14 protein-coding genes and 1 riboswitch are annotated in these 20718 nt (G+C 62.8%); of the genes, 6 read left to right on the top strand and 8 right to left on the bottom strand.

All coding sequences use genetic code 11. The features are described 5' to 3' along the window. The first annotated feature begins 70 nt into the window (after window positions 1-70). On the top strand, window positions 71-1213 hold the full coding sequence (locus PQR27_RS18965; protein WP_408525077.1) for a deoxyguanosinetriphosphate triphosphohydrolase: 1143 nt from the start codon (window positions 71-73) through the stop codon (window positions 1211-1213). Between the two features lie 117 nt (window positions 1214-1330). Here PQR27_RS18965 and PQR27_RS18960 read toward each other — a convergent pair whose 3' ends face one another. Continuing rightward, a complete protein-coding gene (locus PQR27_RS18960) occupies window positions 1331-1711 on the bottom strand; it encodes an ElaB/YgaM/YqjD family protein (protein WP_408525076.1) in 381 nt (126 codons plus the stop codon). 342 nt (window positions 1712-2053) lie between these two features. Continuing rightward, window positions 2054-2779 (bottom strand): OmpW/AlkL family protein, encoded by a 726-nt coding sequence (locus tag PQR27_RS18955; protein ID WP_408525075.1) that lies wholly within the window; start codon window positions 2777-2779, stop codon window positions 2054-2056. 187 nt (window positions 2780-2966) lie between these two features. On the opposite strand from PQR27_RS18955, the gene PQR27_RS18950 reads away from it, so the two are divergent. The 3 genes from PQR27_RS18950 to gltD all read left to right on the top strand — a co-directional run bounded on the left by PQR27_RS18950 (window position 2967) and on the right by gltD (window position 10255). Further along, window positions 2967-3674: a transposase gene (locus PQR27_RS18950; RefSeq protein ID WP_408525074.1), complete on the top strand. Its 708-nt coding sequence runs from the start codon at window positions 2967-2969 to the stop codon at window positions 3672-3674. Window positions 3675-3969: 295 nt separating this feature from the next. After that, a complete protein-coding gene (locus tag PQR27_RS18945) occupies window positions 3970-8673 on the top strand; it encodes a glutamate synthase-related protein (protein WP_408525073.1) in 4704 nt (1567 codons plus the stop codon). A 112-nt stretch (window positions 8674-8785) separates the two neighbouring features. Then, window positions 8786-10255, top strand: coding sequence for a glutamate synthase subunit beta (gene gltD, locus PQR27_RS18940; RefSeq protein ID WP_408525072.1), 1470 nt, complete (start codon window positions 8786-8788; stop codon window positions 10253-10255). Between the two features lie 179 nt (window positions 10256-10434). On the opposite strand, the gene PQR27_RS18935 is transcribed toward gltD, so the two are convergent. The 6 genes from PQR27_RS18935 to PQR27_RS18910 all read right to left on the bottom strand — a co-directional run bounded on the left by PQR27_RS18935 (window position 10435) and on the right by PQR27_RS18910 (window position 18569). Continuing rightward, window positions 10435-11700, bottom strand: coding sequence for a D-amino acid dehydrogenase (locus PQR27_RS18935; RefSeq protein WP_408525071.1), 1266 nt, complete (start codon window positions 11698-11700; stop codon window positions 10435-10437). Between the two features lie 17 nt (window positions 11701-11717). Then, the gene (locus PQR27_RS18930; RefSeq protein WP_408525070.1) at window positions 11718-12977 is read right to left on the bottom strand and encodes an MFS transporter; all 1260 of its coding nucleotides are present in this window, start codon (window positions 12975-12977) and stop codon (window positions 11718-11720) included. Window positions 12978-13756: 779 nt separating this feature from the next. Beyond that, window positions 13757-15037: an ATP-binding protein gene (locus tag PQR27_RS18925; RefSeq protein ID WP_408525069.1), complete on the bottom strand. Its 1281-nt coding sequence runs from the start codon at window positions 15035-15037 to the stop codon at window positions 13757-13759. Then, window positions 15034-15774 (bottom strand): response regulator, encoded by a 741-nt coding sequence (locus PQR27_RS18920; protein WP_408525068.1) that lies wholly within the window; start codon window positions 15772-15774, stop codon window positions 15034-15036. The genes PQR27_RS18925 and PQR27_RS18920 overlap by 4 nt, the downstream gene beginning before the upstream one ends. Before the next feature lie 264 nt (window positions 15775-16038). Continuing rightward, complete coding sequence (locus tag PQR27_RS18915) at window positions 16039-16821, bottom strand: SDR family NAD(P)-dependent oxidoreductase (RefSeq protein WP_408525067.1); 783 nt, start codon at window positions 16819-16821, stop codon at window positions 16039-16041. Then, window positions 16818-18569, bottom strand: a complete 1752-nt coding sequence (locus tag PQR27_RS18910) for an ABC transporter ATP-binding protein/permease (protein ID WP_408525066.1) — start codon at window positions 18567-18569, stop codon at window positions 16818-16820. The genes PQR27_RS18915 and PQR27_RS18910 overlap by 4 nt, the downstream gene beginning before the upstream one ends. A 375-nt stretch (window positions 18570-18944) precedes the next feature. After that, window positions 18945-19068: riboswitch (TPP riboswitch) on the top strand. A gap of 228 nt (window positions 19069-19296) precedes the next feature. Between PQR27_RS18910 and PQR27_RS18905 the strand changes: the two genes are divergently transcribed. Beyond that, entirely contained in the window at window positions 19297-20427 is a 1131-nt protein-coding gene (locus PQR27_RS18905) for an FAD-dependent oxidoreductase (RefSeq protein WP_408525065.1), read from the top strand. Between the two features lie 63 nt (window positions 20428-20490). Then, complete coding sequence (gene thiS / locus PQR27_RS18900; protein WP_012434522.1) at window positions 20491-20688, top strand: sulfur carrier protein ThiS; 198 nt, start codon at window positions 20491-20493, stop codon at window positions 20686-20688. Window positions 20689-20718 lie beyond the last annotated feature (30 nt).

Here is a 20718-nt window from a genome sequence, read left to right as displayed (position 1 = left end):
GGAGAAACCGGTGACAGATAGGCGCGGCGACGATGTAAAGCATAGAGCAGGCGGCGCGGCGACTGGCGCCATGCCCTCGCAGGACGCGCTGGAGGCGCACCTCGCACCGTATGCGGCCCATTCCGCGCAGTCGCGCGGCCGCCGCTATCCCGAAGCCGCGCCCAGCGCGCGCACCGAATTCCAGCGTGATCGTGACCGCATCGTCCACTCGACGGCGTTCCGCCGGCTCGAATACAAGACTCAGGTGTTCGTGAATCACGAGGGCGATCTGTTCCGTACGCGTCTCACGCATAGTCTCGAAGTCGCGCAGATCGCCCGTTCGGTCGCCCGGAATCTGCGTGTGAATGAGGACCTGGTCGAAGCCATTTCGCTCGCGCACGACCTCGGTCATACGCCGTTCGGCCACGCCGGCCAGGACGCGCTGAACGAATGCATGCGCGAACACGGCGGCTTCGAGCACAACCTGCAAAGCCTCGCGGTGGTGGACGATCTCGAGGAGCATTACGGCGCATTCGACGGCCTGAACCTGTGTTTCGAAACGCGTGAAGGCATCCTGAAGCACTGCTCGCGCGAGAATGCGCGCCGGCTCGGTGCGCTGGGTGAGCGTTTTCTGGAGGGACGGCAACCGTCGATCGAAGCTCAGATTGCGAATGTCGCCGACGAAATCGCCTACAACAATCACGATGTCGACGACGGCTTGCGCTCCGGCTTGCTCACTGTGGAGCAGCTCGCCGAAGTGGAGTTGTGGCACACACATTACGCGGCGGCGCGCAGCGACTTTCCGCACATCGAGGGGCGCAGGCTGATTCATGAGACGGTGCGCCGCATCATCAACACGCTGATCGTCGACCTGATCGATACGACCACGCTTAATCTGGCGCGTCACGCACCGGCCTCGCTAGACGCCGTGCGTGCCGCACCGCCGCTCGTAGCGCACAGCGAGGCGATTGCCGCGCAGGCCGCCGCGCTCAAGCGTTTCCTGTTCAAGAATCTGTATCGTCACTACCGCGTCATGCGGATGGCTAACAAGGCCCGGCGCGTCGTGGTCGGCCTGTTCGGCGCGTTCACGGAAGACCCGCGGCTCCTGCCGCCGGGCTACCAGGCGGCGGATGCCTCGCAGCAACCGCGCCTGATTGCCCATTACGTTGCGGGCATGACCGATCGTTACGCGGTCAAGGAATACCAGCGGCTGTTCGTGATCGACGATAACTAAGCAGAGCGCGCCACGGGCCGCCGCGCAGCAGCCGCACAAGGCGGCGCCGGCGCATGGACGGGATCGTGGCGCAGCGCGTGCGCAGAATGCGAGCCGCCGGAACGGCGGCCGCGCGCCCTAGCGCAGGCGCGAGGCGAACAGCGCGCCCGCGATCAGCGCAACCCCGCCGACGATCGCAATCGTCTGCCACGGATTTTCATGGACGTAATCGTCGGCACCGGACATCGCTACTTCGGCGCGTTCGCGCATGGCGTCGCGGGTGTCGTTCAGACGGCCGCGCGCAACGTCAAGTTGCTTGCGCAGCTTGCCGCGCAGCGCCACGGCGTCGGCCTGGGTGCCGTCGGCTAGCGTGTCTTCAAGTTCGGACATCAAGGTACGCAGTTCGCCTGCGATGTCTTCGGCCGCGTGGCGGCTATGGCGGGCGATGCGCCGAGCACGGCGGCTGGTCGTGGTCCAGGATTCGCCGAGGGCGTCTCGTGTGTTCGGAAGTGCAGTCATGGTCGCTCCGTCGATGAGGGTGAAAAACATCCCACGCGGTTCCACAGCGTCGCGTTACCAGGCAGGAAACACCATGGGAACGCAACTTCGGTGCCAAACGCGCCGCCCCGGCGGGACGTGGCATTGCCTGTCATTCGTCAGCAGATATTGCACGAGCGAGCGGGTCGCTGGGTCAAATTTACAAACCCTGATGCCGGAGCACGGCGAGGTATCCCTGCGGCCCGCGGACTGCCGCTTTGACGCCCGCAAAATAAAAAACGCCGTCAATGACTAGATGACGGCGTTGTCCAAGCCGCGAAAATTCGACTACCCTAACTCAACAGCCCCCAATTTTATGAAGGGTTAGAAACGGTAACCGAGATTGACGTAGGTAACGATCGGGTTCAGCTTGATCTTGGTTTGCGATTGGACGGTCAGCGTACCGACCGGCGTGTTCGCTGCGGTGTTCAGTTTGGCGGTCGTGCTGAGCGGCAGATACGAAACCGAAACGCCCGCGAACCAGTGCTGGTTGAACGCGTAGGTGAAGCCCGCATTAAACACGGGCTCCCACGAACTATCCGTGGATACGCTGGTCGGACCATGCAGTACGTTTTGCTGGAAGACGCCGTTGGTGATCTTTTCGTCGGTGAACCAGATGCGGCTCACGCCGACGCCGAGATACGGGCGGAACGTAGCCGTCGGGGCGTTGAAGTAGTACTTGAACAGCAGCGTTGGGCTCCACTGTTTTGCCTGGCCCAGCTTGCCGAACTGGGAGAGGCTGCCGGAGCCTTCCAGGTCGAACGAAGGCGGGACGCCAATCACGAATTCGGTCGCAATGTGATCGGTGACGAAGTAGCCGGCGGTAAAGCCGATGGTGTCGGCTGAACTGAGTGTTGCACCGGTATTGGCTTCTGTGATGTTGGTCGGGCTGCCACCAATGCTTGTTACCTTCAGCGGGTCGCTGCTCGATTGAGGTGCAAGATGGAACCAGCCTGTCGTGACGTAAAAGCTGCCGGCCGATTGCGCGTGCGCTGCTGTTGTCATACAGGCTAGCGCCGCGATCCCCGTTACGGCCTGTTTTAATTTCATATGTGCTCCTCCAAAAAAGGCCCGCTCATTATGACTACAACGTTTGAAACAAACCATACGCGGCGGCTAGAGCTTTCTCCCTAAGCGCCGCGTGGTTTCTGGCTTGGCCGCGCCGCGCCGAACCTAGAGCGCATGCGGTTCTTCGGACCTTCGGGTATGTACCAACGCGACTATCGGATACTTCAGCATGGCACGGCTTGCACGTCTCTATGTCCCTGACCAGCCGCAACACGTGATCCTCCGCGGGCTCGACCAGCAGCCCGCATTCGTCGACGACCAGGACTACGAGCTTTTCATCGACTGTCTGAAAGCGGCTTCGCGCGACCATCACTTATCCATCCACGCGTATGCGTTGATGCCAGGCGCTGTGCAACTGCTCGTCACGCCGACTGAGGAGTCGAGCTTGCCGAAGGCAATGCAGGCGGTGGGGCGCCGCTACGTCGCCCACTTCAACCGCCGCTACGCGCGGCGCGGCACCTTGTGGGAGGGCCGCTACCGGGCCACGGTGATCGAAGGCGAGCGCTACTTCCTGCTGGCGAGCCGCGTCGTCGAGATGTGCCCGGTGCGTGCGCAGATCGTGAGCGCGCCCGAAGACTATCGCTGGTCGAGCTACCGGCACCATATTGGCCTGACGCTCGACAGTCTCATCACCGACCATCCGCTGTACTGGTCGCTCGGCAACACGCCGTTCGAACGGCAGCGGGCGTACCGCGAACTATGCGAGCAGCCGCTCGACGAACGCGAAGCCAGTCAGCTTCAGCAGGCCACGTTGAAAGGCTGGGTATTGGGCAGCGAGACGTATCGGGAGTGGGCAGCGCGGGCCGCCAACCGGCGCGTATCGCCGCTTCCGCGCGGGCGGCCGCGCAAGGTGCGCGAAACGCCACAGACGCAATAAAGCGTTTCGCATCAAAGGGCTAGACCCGGAACGGCATCCTTGCATGCCGTTTTCTTTTGCACCATTTTGATATGGCACCAATAAAAACTAGCTGCAATGCACCAACTTGATAATAGGGGTCGTACCATCACGTTTTGTTTGCTATTCCATTGATTCGTCGCGTATATTCCGAATTCCGGCGTTTTTGGCACGCGCAGCATCAAGCGTGCTGAGTCGCCGTCGCGGTGGCGGTGCGCACTGCGGCAATAGAAAAACGGTTTAACGGCCTGTCCGGCCCCTCACAGACGGTGTCCCCATGAACGACCACCAGCAACCGACTCATCCGGTTCCCGCCGCGCAAGGTCTGTACGACCCGCAAAACGAGCACGACGCCTGCGGCGTCGGCTTCGTCGCTCACATCAAGGGCAAGAAAAGCCACGAGATCATTCAACAAGGCCTGAAGATTCTCGAGAACCTCGACCACCGGGGCGCCGTCGGCGCCGATCCGCTGATGGGCGACGGCGCGGGCATCCTGATCCAGATTCCGGACGGTTTCTATCGTGAGGAAATGGCCAAGCAGGGCGTCGTGCTGCCGCCGAACGGCGAGTACGGCGTGGGCATGGTGTTCCTGCCGAAGGAACATGCGTCGCGTCTCGCCTGCGAACAGGAACTGGAACGCACGGTGAAGGCCGAAGGCCAGGTCGTGCTGGGCTGGCGCGATGTGCCGGTCGACCACACCATGCCGATTTCGCCCACCGTGAAGGCGAGCGAGCCGCTGATCCGCCAGATTTTCATCGGCCGCGGCAAGGACATCATGGTGACCGACGCGCTCGAGCGAAAGCTGTACGTGATCCGCAAGACCGCGAGCCACCGCATCCAGGCGCTCAAGCTCAAGCACGGCAAGGAATACTTCGTGCCGTCGTGCTCGGCGCGCACGGTCGTCTATAAGGGCCTGCTGCTGGCCGGTCAGGTCGGCGTGTATTACCGCGACCTGCAGGACGAGCGCACGGTGTCGGCGCTGGCGCTGGTGCACCAACGCTTCTCGACCAACACGTTCCCGGCATGGGAACTGGCTCACCCGTACCGCATGATCGCCCACAACGGCGAAATCAACACGGTGAAAGGCAACGTCAACTGGCTGAACGCCCGTACCGGCGCGATCGCGTCGCACGTGCTCGGCGACGACCTGCCGAAACTGTGGCCGCTGATCTACCCGGGCCAATCGGACACCGCCTCGTTCGACAACTGTCTCGAACTGCTGGTGATGGCCGGCTACCCGCTCGTCCACGCGATGATGATGATGATCCCGGAAGCCTGGGAACAGCACACGCTGATGGACGACAACCGCCGCGCGTTCTACGAATACCACGCTGCGATGATGGAGCCGTGGGACGGCCCCGCTGCGATCGCCTTCACCGACGGCCGCCAGATCGGCGCCACGCTCGACCGTAACGGTCTGCGTCCGGCGCGCTATATCGTCACGGACGACGACCTCGTGATCATGGCGTCCGAAGCCGGCACGTTGCCTATCCCCGAGTCGAAGATCGTCAAGAAGTGGCGTCTGCAGCCGGGCAAGATGTTCCTGATCGACATGGAACACGGCCGCATCATCGACGACAAGGAACTGAAGGACAACCTCGCCAACGCCAAGCCGTACAAGAGCTGGATCGACGCGGTCCGGATCAAGCTCGACGAAATCGAGGCGAAGGCCGAAGACGTCGCGACGGAACGCCGCGAAGCCGCAGCTTTGCTGGATCGCCAGCAGGCCTTCGGCTACACCCAGGAAGACCTCAAGTTCCTGATGGCGCCGATGGCGCAAGCCGGTGAAGAAGCCGTCGGGTCGATGGGCAACGACTCGCCGCTGGCGGTCATGTCCAACAAGAACAAGACGCTCTATCACTATTTCAAGCAGCTGTTCGCACAAGTCACGAACCCGCCGATCGACCCGATCCGTGAAAACATGGTGATGTCGCTGGTGTCGTTCGTCGGGCCGAAGCCGAACCTGCTGGACACGAACAACATCAACCCGCCGATGCGTCTCGAAGTGTCGCAGCCGGTGCTCGACTTCAAGGACATCGCCAAGATCCGCGCGATCGATCAGTACACGGGCGGCAAGTTCAGCTCGTACGAACTGAACATCTGCTATCCGGTGGCGTGGGGCAAGGAAGGTATTGAAGCGCGTCTGGCCTCGCTGTGCGCGGAAGCCGTGGATGCGGTCAAGTCCGGCTACAACATGCTGATCGTGTCGGACCGCAAGACCGACCGCGACAACGTCGCGATTCCCGCGCTGCTGGCTACGGCCGCGATCCACACGCACCTCGTGCAGCACGGTCTGCGCACGAGCGCGGGTCTGGTCGTCGAAACCGGCTCGGCACGTGAAACGCACCACTTCGCGCTGCTCGCGGGCTACGGCGCGGAAGCCGTGCACCCGTACCTCGCGATGGAAACGCTCGGTCAGCTCGCGGCCGGCCTGAAGGGCGACCTGTCGGCGGAAAAGGCGGTCTACAACTTCACCAAGGCAGTCGGCAAGGGCCTGCAGAAGGTCATGTCGAAGATGGGCATTTCGACCTACATGTCGTACACCGGCGCGCAGATTTTCGAAGCGGTCGGTCTGGCTGAAGATCTGGTGCAGAAGTACTTCAAGGGCACGTCGTCGAAGGTCGGCGGCATTGGCCTGTTCGACGTCGCGGAAGAAGCGATCCGTCTGCACCGCGATGCATTCGGCGACAACCCGGTCCTCGCGAACATGCTCGACGCGGGCGGCGAGTACGCCTACCGCGTGCGCGGCGAAGAACACATGTGGACGCCGGATGCGATCGCCAAGCTGCAACACTCGGCGCGCAGCAACTCGTATCAGACGTACAAGGAATACGCGCATCTGATCAACGATCAGACCAGGCGTCACATGACGTTCCGCGGCCTGTTCGAGTTCAAGCTGGATCCGTCGAAGGCGATTCCGCTCGACGAAGTCGAACCGGCGAAGGACATCGTCAAGCGTTTCGCGACCGGCGCCATGTCGCTCGGCTCGATCAGCACGGAAGCGCACGCCACGCTGGCGGTCGCGATGAACCGCATCGGCGGCAAGTCGAACACCGGCGAAGGCGGCGAGGACGTGAACCGTTATCGCAACGAGCTGCGTGGTATTCCGATCAAGAACGGCGACACCATGAAGTCCGTGATCGGCGACGAAGTGATCGTCGACATTCCGTTGAAAGACGGCGATTCGCTGCGCTCGAAGATCAAGCAGGTGGCATCGGGTCGTTTCGGCGTGACGGCGGAATACCTCGCTTCGGCCGATCAGATCCAGATCAAGATGGCGCAAGGCGCGAAGCCGGGCGAAGGCGGTCAGTTGCCGGGTCACAAGGTGTCGGATTACATCGGCAAGCTGCGTTACTCGGTGCCGGGCGTCGGCCTCATTTCGCCGCCGCCGCACCACGACATCTACTCAATCGAAGATCTGGCGCAGCTGATTCACGATCTGAAGAACGCCAACTCGGCGGCAAGCATCTCGGTGAAACTGGTGTCGGAATCGGGTGTCGGTACCGTGGCAGCCGGTGTTGCGAAGGCCAAGGCCGATCACGTCGTGATCGCCGGCCATGACGGTGGCACGGGCGCGTCGCCGCTGTCGTCGGTGAAGCATGCCGGTACGCCGTGGGAGCTGGGTCTGGCTGAGACGCAGCAAACCCTGGTGCTGAACCAGTTGCGCGGCCGGATCCGCGTGCAGGCCGACGGTCAGATGAAGACCGGCCGCGACGTCGTGATCGGCGCGTTGCTCGGCGCGGACGAATTCGGCTTTGCGACGGCGCCGCTGGTCGTGGAAGGCTGCATCATGATGCGCAAGTGCCATCTGAACACCTGCCCGGTCGGCGTCGCGACGCAAGATCCGGTGCTGCGTGCGAAGTTCCAGGGCCAGCCGGAGCACGTCGTCAACTTCTTCTTCTTCGTTGCGGAAGAAGCGCGCGAACTCATGGCGCAACTGGGCATCCGCAAGTTCGACGACCTGATCGGTCACGCCGAACTGCTCGACATGAAGAAGGGCATCGAGCACTGGAAGGCGAAGGGTCTCGACTTCTCGCGCGTGTTCTATCTGCCGCAAGTGTCGGCTGAAGTCGCACGCAAGCACGTCGACGTGCAGGACCATGGCCTCGAGAAGGCACTGGATCACACGCTGATCGAGAAAGCCAGGGCCGCGATCGAAAAGGGCGAGCACGTCTCGTTCATCCAGCCGGTGCGCAACGTGAACCGTACGGTCGGCGCAATGCTGTCCGGCACGATCGCGAAGAAGTACGGCCACGACGGCCTGCCTGACGACACGATTCATATCCAGTTGAAGGGTACCGCGGGCCAGAGCTTCGGCGCGTTCCTCGCGCGAGGCATCACGCTGGATCTGGTCGGCGACGGCAACGACTACGTCGGCAAGGGCCTGTCGGGCGGCCGCATCATCATCCGTCCGACCAACGATTTCCGCGGCAAGTCGGAAGAAAACATCATCTGCGGCAATACGGTGATGTACGGCGCGATTGAAGGCGAATCGTTCTTCCGCGGCGTCGCGGGCGAGCGTTTCTGCGTGCGTAACTCGGGCGCGACGGCGGTTGTCGAAGGCACGGGCGACCACGGTTGCGAGTACATGACGGGCGGCACGGTGATCGTGCTCGGTGAGACGGGCCGTAACTTCGCGGCCGGCATGTCGGGCGGCATCGCGTACGTGTACGACCCGGACAGCACGTTTGCCGGCAAGTGCAACAAGTCGATGGTCGCGCTCGATCCGGTGCTGCAACAGGCCGAACAGGAACGCACGGTCGACAAGGGCTTGTGGCACAGCGGCGCAACCGATGAAGCCCTGCTGAAGGGTCTCATCGAACGTCACTTCCAGTTCACGGGTTCGCCGCGTGCAAAGGCGCTGCTCGAAAACTGGGATGCATCGCGCCGTCAATTCGTGAAGGTGTTCCCGACCGAATACAAGCGCGCACTGGGCGAGATGGCAGCGAAGAAGGCGAACAAGGAAGTCCTCGCCGCTTAACTGCGCCAGCCTCAGACGTCACCTTTAGCCGTACCCGCCGCATTCGACCGTTCAAACGCTCGGCGCGGCGGGTGTAGATCACCCCACCTGATTAGATAGAGAAGAGAACCACATGGGCAAGGCAACCGGTTTTCTCGAGTTCGAGCGCCGCCACGAGGCGTACGAAGCTCCGCTCACGCGTGTGAAGCACTACAAGGAATTCGTCGCCGCACTGACCGACGACGAAGCGAAGATTCAAGGCGCACGCTGCATGGACTGCGGCATTCCGTTCTGCAACAGCGGCTGCCCGGTGAACAACATCATCCCGGACTTCAACGACCTGGTGTTCCATCAGGACTGGAAGAACGCGATTGAAGTGCTGCACTCCACGAATAACTTCCCCGAGTTCACGGGCCGCATCTGCCCGGCGCCGTGCGAAGCGGCGTGCACGCTCGGCATCAATGACGACGCGGTCGGCATCAAGTCGATCGAACACGCGATCATCGATAAAGCATGGTCCGAAGGTTGGGTCGCGCCGCTGCCGCCGAAGCACAAGACCGGTAAGAAGGTCGCGGTGGTCGGATCAGGCCCCGCCGGTCTGGCGGTCGCGCAGCAACTCGCGCGCGCGGGGCACGATGTCACCGTGTTCGAAAAGAACGACCGCATCGGCGGACTGCTGCGTTACGGCATTCCTGATTTCAAGCTGGAAAAGTGGCTGATCGATCGCCGCATGCGTCAGATGGAAGCCGAAGGCGTGACGTTCCGCGCCAATGTGTTCATCGGCCGCGCGGATTCGCTGCCGGACCACATCGGCAATACGGCGAAGGAAACCATCACGCCGGCCGAGCTGAAAGAACAGTTCGATGCCGTCGTGTTGACGGGCGGTGCGGAAACGCCGCGCGATCTGCCGGTGCCGGGCCGCGAGCTGGAAGGCATCCACTACGCAATGGAGTTCCTGCCGCAGCAGAACAAGGTCAACGCTGGCGATAAGGTCGCGAACCAGTTGCTCGCCAAGGGCAAGCATGTGGTCGTGATTGGCGGCGGCGATACGGGTTCGGACTGTGTTGGTACGTCGAATCGTCATGGCGCGAAGAGCGTCACGCAATTCGAACTGCTGCCGCAACCGCCGGAAGAAGAGAACAAGCCGCTCGTGTGGCCGTACTGGCCGATCAAGCTGCGTACGTCGTCGTCGCATGACGAGGGCTGCTCGCGCGATTGGGCGGTGGCCACCAAGCGTCTGGAAGGCAAGAACGGCAAGGTCGAGAAGCTGATCGCCGCGCGCGTCGAATGGAAGGACGGCAAGATGCAGGAAGTGCCGGGTTCCGAATTCGAAATGAAGGCCGACCTGGTGCTGCTGGCAATGGGTTTCACGCAGCCGGTCTCGCCGGTGCTCGAAGCGTTCGGCGTCGACAAGGACAACCGCGGCAACGTGCGTGCCGCGACCGAAGGCGACAAGGCGTATTACACCTCGGTGGACAAGGTGTTCACGGCGGGCGATATGCGTCGCGGCCAGTCGCTGGTGGTGTGGGCGATCCGCGAAGGCCGCCAGTGCGCGCGTTCGGTCGATGCGTTCCTGATGGGTCATTCGGAACTGCCGCGCTAAAGTCTTCACATGCAACATGGTTGCTGCCGGCTTCCTCGTGATAAACGCGATGAAGCCGGCTACTGTTTGCAGGAAGAGGTGGAGACGACAAAGCAGTACATCTAGCGGTAAATAAATAAAGCCGGGCGCCTGAGAGGGCGACCCGGCTTTTTAGCGTGTGCGGCGCGCTGTTGCGCCTGCTATTTACGGTAGCGCGCCAACGTGAGCCCTTCGAGATCGATCTCCGGCTTGCGCTGCGTGATCAGATCCGCGACCACACGGCCCGAACCCATCGACATGGCCCAACCCGTCGAGCCGTGCCCGAGGTTCAGCCACAGATTGTCTACGCCAGACTGACCGAGCAGCGGTGCGCCATCCGGCGTCATGGGACGGCGGCCCACCCAGAAGTGCGCGGAGGTTGGATTGGCTGCGCGCGGGAACCAGTCGCTGAGCACCTTCATGAGCGTCTGTAGAGCCTGCTCGCGCAAAGTGGTTTGGCGATTGCCGAGTTCGGCGGTGCCGGCCACGCGCAGGTTGTCGCCAAAACGCGTGATTGCGGTTTTCAGGGACTCGTCCATCAACGCGGCGCGCGGGGCTTTTTCTTCGTCGGTGACCGGCAGCGTCGCCGAATAGCCTTTCACCGGATAGAGCGGCACTTTCACGCCGAGCGGCGCCAGCAGCGCCGCGCTGTCGACACCCAGTGCCACCACTACCGCATCCGCCTGCAAGGTTTCGCTGCCGCGTTCGCTGGCAATACGCACGCCGCGCACCGCACCGCCTTGTACATCGAGCGACTTCACGTGCGTGTCGAAGCGAAATCGCACACCGATGCGCTCGCAGATCGCGCGAAGTTCGCGGGTGAAGCGCGCGCAATCGCCGGCTTCGTCGTCGGGAAGGTAGAGCCCCGAGAGTGGCGCCTGGCGCGCCCAGCGCAGACCCGGTTCGATCTCGACACATTGCGCGGCGTTGACCTCGCGGTGCGCGATCCCGGCATCGCGCAGAATCGCCAGCGCCGGTTGCGCGAGTTCGACGTCGTACTCGCTGCGGAACAATTGCAGGTAGCCCTGGCTGCGCCCGTAGTCGAAGGGATAACAGCGGCGGAATTCGTGCAGGCATTCGCGGCTGTAATAGGTGATGCGTTGCATCCGTTGCTTGTTGACGCGAAAACGTTCAAGGTCGCATTCGTGCAGCCAGCGCGCGATCCAGCGCCATTGAGCCGGGTCGAAAGTCGGGCGGAAGACGAGCGGCGAAGCCGGCTTGAACAGATATTTGAGGATTTTCGTCGGCATGCCGGGCGCCGCCCACGGCGTGACATAACCTGGCGCGATCACGCCGGCATTGCCGAAGCTGGTGGAGAGCGCGACATCCGGCTCACGCTCGATCAACGTGACTTCGGCGCCTTGCTGACGCAGATAAAACGCGGTGGTGACACCGATGACGCCGCCGCCGAGAACAATCGTATTCATGTGTTGGTACTGCGCGTTCAAACAGTGGGGTGGGGCGCGCCGAGCACTTTGCCCTTGGTTTCCGGCAGGCACACGGCGGCGACGATTACCAGCAGATAGCCAGAACCGGCGACGATGCCCATCGCTTTCACGAGCGTCATGGTTTGCGACAACGTACCGACCAGAATTGGAAAGAATGAGCCGAGGCCACGCCCGAGGTTGTAGCAGAAACCTTGTCCCGAGCCGCGGATTGCATTCGGATACAGCTCCGACAGATACGCGCCGACGCCCGCGAAAATCCCTTGCACGACGATGCCGAGCGGAAAGCCGAGCGCGAGCATCATGCCGTCAGTGATCGGCAGCATGGTGTAGACCATACCGAGTACGAACGAACCGATGGCGAACAGGACGAAGGAGGCGCGCCGGCCGATCTTGTCGCAGAGGATCGCGCCGACGATATAGCCCGTGAACGAGCCGACGATCAGCACGATCAGATAGCCGCTGGTATTGAACACTGACAGATGACGCACCGTCTTCAGATAAGTAGGCAACCAAGTGGTGATCGCGTAGTAGCCGCCGAGCATGCCGGTGCACAGTACGCTGCCGAGCAGGGTGGTTCTGAGGTGGGGGAACGAGAAGATCTGCAGGAAGTGCGAGGTATCGAAGCCGCTTTCGCGGGCGCGGCGGGTTTCAAGAAAGATCTCGGGATCGCTCACATTGCGGCGGATATAGATGATCCATGCCGCGGGCAGCAGGCCGATCCAGAAGCAGGCGCGCCACGCGTATTGTTCCGGCAGCAGCGCGAAGAAAGCCCAGTAGATGATGGCCGCCGCGGCCCAGCCGAAGGACCAGCTGCTTTGCACGGTGCCGACGGCTTTCGCCCGATGCTGGGGGGAGCGAATGGTTTCCGCCATCATGATTGTCACGACGGACCATTCACCGCCGAAGCCGATACCTTGCAGGGTGCGGGTGGTGAGGAGTTGCCAGAACGAGTGAGTGAAGCCTGACAGGCAGGTGAAGATCGCGAAAGTGGCGATGGTCCACTGGAGCACGCGGACCCGGCCGTAGCGATCGGCGAGGATGCCGGCGAGCCAGCCGCCGACTGCTGATGAGATGAGCGAACTGGTGGCGATCATGCCCGCTTCGCTTTTGGTCATGCCCCATGTCGCGATCAAGGTCGGGATGAGGAATGAGTAGATCATGAAGTCGAAGGCGTCGACTGCGTAGCCGCCGAAGCCGGCGTATAGGGTGCGGCGTTCGCGCTGGGTTAGGTCGGTGAACCATTGGAGAGAGGGCATGTTTTTTTGTGTCTCCTGGACCGATTTTTTTTGCCTGGCGGCGGGCAGGTGGTTTGGGGTTTTTGTATTCTAAGGGGAATGGGGTTGGTTTGCTTTTGCCTTTGGCGGCGGCATTATTGCTGGATGCCTGCGGCGGTGGTTGTTTCTATTCTTATTGGTTTATTAGCGTTCCCCCTGTGCGGGGGGCACCTACTTTTCTTTGCCGCCGCAAAGAAAAGTAGGCAAAAGAAAGCGGCTCACACCGCCAATTTTTAAGTGGGTCCCCTGGCTTGGAGGGGATCGTGGCTCCGTAGAGATTGAGCCTGCAGACCTTCTCGCCTGAGTGACCAGGCCGTCATGCTTACGGCGGCGCTTCGCGCGCCGGGGCGGTACTTCACAAAACCATCGGTGTTTTTCGGCTCCTCGCCGAGGCGAAGCCGATGGCCCCCACCGCACACAAACGAAGCGCCTGGTTTCCGTGGTGGACCCAACCGCGACGCACGTAGTGCGGAGTGGGAGCGGATGACGGCTGTGTCACAGGCGGTTGCGGACCGAGGTGTGATCCGTTAATCGGACCACTAGCCCCTCCAAGCCAGGGGACCCACTTAAATGTTGGCGGTTTGAGCCGCTTTCTTTTGCCTACTTTTCTTTGCGGCGGCAAAGAAAAGTAGGTGCCTGCCCCGCACAGGGGCGACGCTAATAGACCAATAAGCAAACAAGGAAAGGCCCAAGAAGCCAAAACCAGGGAAATGCCGCCGCCAAAGGCAAAAAAACCACCACATACAAAACAGGCTAAACGGCTACACCCCAGCAGCCACCACCACTCCAACAGGCAATTCAATCCGCACTTCCAACCCACCCCGCGCATGATTGCGCACATGACACCGCCCACCGCGGTCATGCGCGAGCCGCGCCACAATCGCCAGTCCAAGACCGCAATGCCCTTCGCCGCCTCGCGCGGCATCAAGCCGTACGAACGGTTTCATCGCGGCGGCGATGCGGCCATCCGGAATCCCCGTGCCATGATCGCGCACGCTGATCACCCAATGCCGGTCCTGCCGCTCCGTGACGATATCCACCGGCGGCGCGCCGTGGTCAAGCGCATTGTCGACGAGATTCGTCACGAGGCGGTCGAGCAAGGTGCGTGGCAAGACGAACCCTGGACCGGCTCGCAGATCCAGCGTGAAAAGCGGTGCCTCGTTGTTGTCGCTGGCGGAAAACTGTTCCTGCAGAAATGCGTCCACTTCGATCGGCTGCCCGGCGTCCGCAGACTGTCCGGCGAACTCCAGAAACTGCTGGACGATGTTGGTCAGCGAGTCGACGTCGCGAATCAGGCCGGCGCGCTCGCTTTCAGCCACCAGCACACTCGCACGTAATTTGAGCCGCGTGAGCGGCGCTTTCAGATCGTGCGCGACGCCGGCCAGCATCACAGCCTGGTCGTCGCCGGCTTCGTTCAGGCGCCGCATCATGTCGTTGAACGAACCGATCAGGTCGCGCAATTCGCGTGGACCCTGTTCGGTCACGGGTTCCGGCCGGCCGCCAGAACCGAACGCGCGCGCAGCGTCGGCCACGCGCGACAAGGGTCGCTGCATCTGCCAGACCGCGAACAGTGACAGAATCAGCGAGGCCAGCAGCATCGAGATGGATTCGATCAGAAAGCGTGGGCGCGGCGGCATGTTGACCGGTACCACCACCCAGTTCGGCTTGCCAGGGAACAGAACCCACAACTGCGGCGGGCGTAGATCGTCGACGGCGATCTGCGTGCCGGCTGGCAGGTTCTCGCGCAAATGCCGGCTCAATTCGACCAGCGGATGATCGGTTGGCGGGCGCAGATGAACACTCGCCGGCATGTTCGAGGTGGGCACGAGATGCACACGCATCGCAGGCGCAAGGGCGGCGCTCTTCATCGGCTCGCCATTGACCGCTTGCAGCACCAGCAGAATGCCGCGCGCGAAGCCGTCGACTTCATGGCGCGGCGGTTGCATCACCACGAGCACGAACCAGCCGGCCTGAATCGCGAACAACACCACCGTCGACAGCAACGCCATCCTGCCGAACAGTGTGTTCAGCGGATTTCTCATACGCGCGGCGTGATCTCGTCGGCGAAGGGCATGCCGTCGGCGTCCGGCACGAACACATAGCCTTTGCCACGCACCGTCTGGACGTAATACGGATTGGACGGATCGTCTTCGATCACCCGGCGCAGCCGCCAGATGGGTACGTCCAGACTGCGGTCACGGAAGGCGAGATTGTCGCGATGCATGAGATCGTGAATCAGCACACGCGAAAGGACCTTGTACGGATTGTTGACGAAGATCTTCAGGAGCGCGAACTCACCGTCGCGTAACGGCAGCTTGGTGTCGTCGCGCGAGAGCGAGCGCGTAGCGAAGTCGAGTTCGAACGGCCCGAAGTGATAGGGCTTGCGGGCCTCTGGCGCACTGGTGGTCGACGGTCCACGGCGACGCAGCACCGTATGGATACGCGCGAGCAACTCGCGTGGATCGAACGGCTTGGTCAGATAGTCATCTGCGCCAAGCGATAGTCCGACGATGCGATCGGCCACCGTGCCGCGCGCCGTGACGAAAATCACCGGGATATCGTCGCCGGCGGCGCGCAGTGCGGTGAGCGCACGCAGGCCATCGGTGTTCGGCATCATGATGTCGAGCACGACGACAGAGGGGCGTTCGCGCTCGAGCCTGCGTTGCAGATGGGTGCCGTCGTGCAGCACTGACGCATCGAAGCCGTTCGACTGCAGAAACTTGCAAAGCAGATCGCGTACAACCGGATCGTCGTCGACGATAAGGACCTGTGGATTCATGGCGAAATTCTAGACCGGGGCGCGCGACGCACGGCCGACTGTTTTCTTACCAATGCTTACGACATTGCGCGGCCGCTTCCGAGGTTCGCGCGCAAGCCCCGTCATTCAAGGCTCACGCCGTATTTCAGGACTGCCAGAATGGATGGGCTCTCAAGGATCATCCTGCTGACCCGCGCGAGCGGCGCAAAGCACGTAACGCATTCCGAGCCTTTCTGATTCGATGGGAGCGCGTGGCCCGCCTAAATTGCGAGCCGGCGGCGTCGCTCAGCCGAGCGTCAGGCCGCCGTCGATATGAATCACCTGGCCGGTGATGTGACGGGCTTCGTCGGAGAGCAGGAAGGCAATCAGCGCGGCGATGTCCGCGGGTTCGGCGACATGGCCGAGCGGAGTCGCTGCGGCGGCGCGGGTCCATATCGCTGCATTGTCGGCGCTCGGGCCGCGATCTTTACGGGTGTAGCCAGGCGCCACGCAGTTCACCGTCACGCCATGTGGGGCGAGTTCGGCGGCCGCGGTTTTCGCCAGCGACTCGAGCGCCGCTTTCGCCGCCGCCGTTGCCGCGAACGGTGTGTCCGCGCGATAGCGATGCGCGACGAACGAACTGAGCGCGACCACGCGGCCGCGTTTCGAGGTTTCCAATGCGGGTATTGCGCGTTTCACCAGCGCGGCGAACGCCCCAGGCATTGCCGCGAACGCCGCACTGAAGGTATCCGCATCGAGTGCATTGAGGGTTTGCCGTTGCGCGTGGCCCGCATTGGCAACCAGTTGATCGAGCGCGCCAAAGTTCGCTAGCGTGTGGTGAATCAGGTGTTCTGCAGCGCCGCGCTCGGTCAGATCCGCGAACACCAAGGCGCTGCGTGCGCCATTCGCAGCGCAATCGGCGGCAACCTGGGTGAGACGTTGACGCGCTTCGTCATCGGCGCCACGTGCGTGCAGCATCAAGGCCGTACGCGGAGCGGCGATACGCCGAGCCAGCGCCGCGCCGATACCGGAACCCGCGCCCGTGATCAGAACGACGCGGTCGAGCTCGGCGACACTGATGCCACTCATGCCGCGACTGCTTCGCCCGAGCGTTCGACGTCGAGCGTTTCGCCGTGGAAGGCAGCCAGAGATTCGCGGTGCGCGACGCTGACAATCGCCGCCTTCGGCAAGCGCTCGGTGAACAGATGATAGAGACGCGCTTCGTTTTCCGCGTCGAGCGCGCTGGTCGCTTCGTCGAGGAACAGGTAGTCGGGCTTGTGCAGCAGCACACGGGCACCGGCGAGACGTTGCTGCTCGCCCGGCGACAGGATGCGCGTCCAGTGTCCCGATTCCTGCAGACGGTCGGCGTATTCCGAAAGATGGCAGACGACGAGCGCTTCGCGGCATTCATCGTCCGTGTAGGTGTCCGCGGCGGACGGGTAGGTGAGCGCCGCCTTGAGCGTACCGATCGGCATGTAACTCACTTGCGGAATAAACATCATCCGCGCGTTGACGGGTGCGTCGATCGAGCCGTCGCCGAACGGCCAGAGGCCCGCGAGCGCGCGCATCAGCGTGCTCTTGCCCGAGCCGGACGGGCCGCGCACCAGCCAGCGCGAGCCCGGCTGGATCGCGATATCGCGGATGCGCGACAGCGGATTGCCGTTGGGCAGCGCGAGCTTGAGGCCGTCGGTAGAGAGCTTGTCTTCGTCGACGAAATGCAGGTTGATGCCGCCGTGCGCGGTAGCCGGCGACACCGATTCCTTCAGACGCGGCGCATGCACGATGCGCTTGAATTCGCGCAACCGGTTCACGGTAGCGCGCCATTCCACCAACGTGCCGTAACTGTTGATGAACCACGAAAACGAATCGCTGACCGTGCCGAACGCGCTCGAAATCTGCATCAGCACGCCGAACGTGAACGCACCGGCGAAGTAGCGCGGTGCGGCGACCACTAGCGGGAAGATGATTGCGATCTGGCCGTAGAAGCTCAACACGAAGGTGAGCCGCTTGGTGTACTTCATCACCTGCCACCAGTTGTCGCGGATGCGGCCGAACAGCGTGTGCGCGTTCGTCTTCTCGGTTTCCATGCCGTTGTAGAAGGCGATCTGTTCGGCGTTCTCACGCAGACGGATCAGCCCGAAACGGAAATCCGCCTCGACTTTCTGCGCCTGGTAATTGATCGGCACGAGCGGGTGGCCGACCTTCTGGATGATCAGCGAGCCGACCACCGCGTAGAGCGCCGCTGCCCACACCATGTAGCCGGGAATCTCGATCGGCATGCCGCCGAGCGAAATGCTCAGCGCGCCGGCCAGCGACCACAGAATCGTGATGAACGACACCAGCGTGACGACGGTGGACAGCAGATCGAGCGTGAGCGAGAGCGTGGTGGTGGCGAACGATTGCAGGTCGTCGCTGATCCGCTGGTCGGGGTTGTCGGCGAGACGGTCGCGTTCGATCCGGTAGAAGGCGCTGTCGTGCAGCCACTCGTTCAGGTAGCGGGTGGTCAGCCACTGGCGCCAGCGGAAGCCAAGCATCTGCCGCAGATAGCGGCCGTACACCGCGAGAATGATGAAACCGAACGCGAGTCCCGAGAACACCATCAGAAGGTGCGGGAAATCGTGCACGTTCTTGGTTTGCAGCGCGTTGTAGAAGTCGGCGCTCCAGCGGTTCAGGCGCACGTTGATCCACACGACGAGCAGATTCATCACGATGATCGCGATGAGTAGTCCCCATGCCGTTTTTCGTTCTTCGGAGACCCAGTAAGGTTTGATCAGGCTCCAGGCGGAGACTTTTTCGTCTGGCGGCAGCACGGGGCTGGAGGCGGTATTCGGTGTCATGAGCATCCTGAAGAAGTGCTGGCCCTTCGGGGTTAATTCATCGGGCGCTGGCGCCAATGAGCTAACCCGCAGCGGGGAGCGGTGCATGCCCGGGCATCGTGCTCGGCGAACGCACGCCCGAGTGAGCGTCCGATTCTGGCGCGAACCCCTTAAGTGAAAATTAATTTCCACCCGACGGCTTCGTCGGATGCCGCTATTGCCCGGGCGGGCCGCTTGCGCCGCCGACGCCCGGCTCCAGCAGCACCCGGTCCCGGCATTGTGCCAGAGCGGCGGGTGCGGCCGCATGGATGAATCGACGCATAGTGCCAGATCAGCGCGCATGACGGCAAAAGCCGCTGGTTTGCGGGCGCCGCGCCTTTTATGGTCTAATGACCTTCGACGAAACAGGGGTGCTTCGCCCACAGGCTGCGTGATGTTCATGTAGCGGCGGCGAGGCTGAGAGAGACCCTTTGCACCCGATCCGGGTAATACCGGCGCGGGAAGTTTCCGGAAGCAGCCAGTCTTCCACTCCCCGCCGGGCGGCGTCCGTCATTTATTTGACGCGCGTATTGTCCGGCCGGCCTCACCCGCCGGTTTCGTCCTGGGTACGTGCGTTTTGTTGGCCGTACGGAAAGGACTCGATGACCGCCTATTCTTCAGATATGTGTTTTGTTCTTCGCCACGTTGCCGTCGGCGTGGGGTGCCTTGCTAGCCATTCATGCCGCGAGTGCAGTGCGGAGCGTGCGCAATGACCCGTCTTGCTGAACCCGATTTCGCGGTGCTCGGCGGCGGTCTGTGCGGACGCCTGGTTGCGTGGCGGCTGGCCGGCCAGGGGCATCGCGTGGCGCTCTATGAACGTGGCGACGCGGCTGGGTCGCAAGCCGCCGCGTGGGTGGCCGCTGCGATGCTGGCGCCGCTCGCGGAAGCCGCCAGCGCCGAATTGCTGATCACACGGCTGGGCGCACGCTCACTCGACACCTGGCCAGAGATATTGGCCGACTTGCCCGAGCCAGTTTTTTTCCAGCGCAATGGCACGCTGGTCGTCTGGCATCACGCGGACCGCACCGAGGCTCCGCTGTTCGAACGGCGGGTCCGCTCAAACGCGCCTGCCGAGTTGCTGGACGGCGGCTTCGTGACGCTCGCCGGTGCCCAGGTCGGCGCCGCCGAGCCCGCGCTGGCGGGCCGCTTCAATCAGGGCTGGCTGCTGCCGCGTGAAGGACAGCTGGATAACCGCCAGGTGCTGACCGCGCTCGCCGCGGGATTGGCCGAGCGCGGTGTCGAGACGCACTGGAATACGCCAGTCGACGAGCACGCGTTGCCGGCTGCCCGAGTCACGATCGATTGTCGCGGGTTGGGCGCCAAGCCGGTCATGCCGACACTGCGCGGCATCCGCGGCGAGGTCGCGCGCGTGCATGCCCCAGGGATCAATCTGACGCGGCCGGTGCGCCTGCTGCATCCACGTTACCCGCTTTATATCGCGCCGAAGCAGGACGATCTCTACGTGATCGGCGCGACCGAAGTGGAAGGCGAGGACATGTCGCCAGTCAGCGTGCGCTCGGCGCTCGAACTGCTGAGCGCGGCTTTCTCGGTGCATCCTGGCTTTGGCGAGGCCCGCATCCTCGAACTGAATTCGCAGTGCCGCCCGACCTTGCCGGACCACCGCCCGGCGCTGCTCTGGGATGGCGCGCAGACCCTGCGCGTGAACGGCCTGTACCGGCACGGCTACATGATCGTGCCCGAAGTCGCTGACGAAGCCGTGCGCTTCGCCGCGGCGCTTCTCGACGGCCGCATTGGCGATGCCGACGCTTTCGCCGACTGGCAACGCGCGGCGCGCTGGAGCGAGCTGTTTCAACTGGATTCCACGCGGGAGCCGGCATGAACGTTGCGGTTTTTATCGCACGTCCCGCCGCTCTCGCCATCGATTGAACTGTATTTGCACACCATGGACATTCATATCAACCAGAAGCCGTTGTCGTTGCCCGAAGGCGCGACCGTTGCCGATGCGCTCACCGCGTTCGGCGCGCGTCCGCCGTTTGCGGTCGCACTGAATGGCGATTTCGTCGCGCGCACCCAGCATGCGGCGCGCGCGCTGCAGGCGGGCGACAAGCTCGATGTCGTGCAACCCGTGGCCGGCGGTTAAGCGCCCGCCACGTATTGCCGGAGACAAGGA

The organism is Paraburkholderia fungorum (genome assembly GCF_046027215.1).
GTDB lineage: Bacteria > Pseudomonadota > Gammaproteobacteria > Burkholderiales > Burkholderiaceae > Paraburkholderia > Paraburkholderia fungorum_D.
The sequence above is the reverse complement of the archived record's forward strand: the minus strand, read 5'-3'. Positions and strand labels throughout refer to the sequence as shown.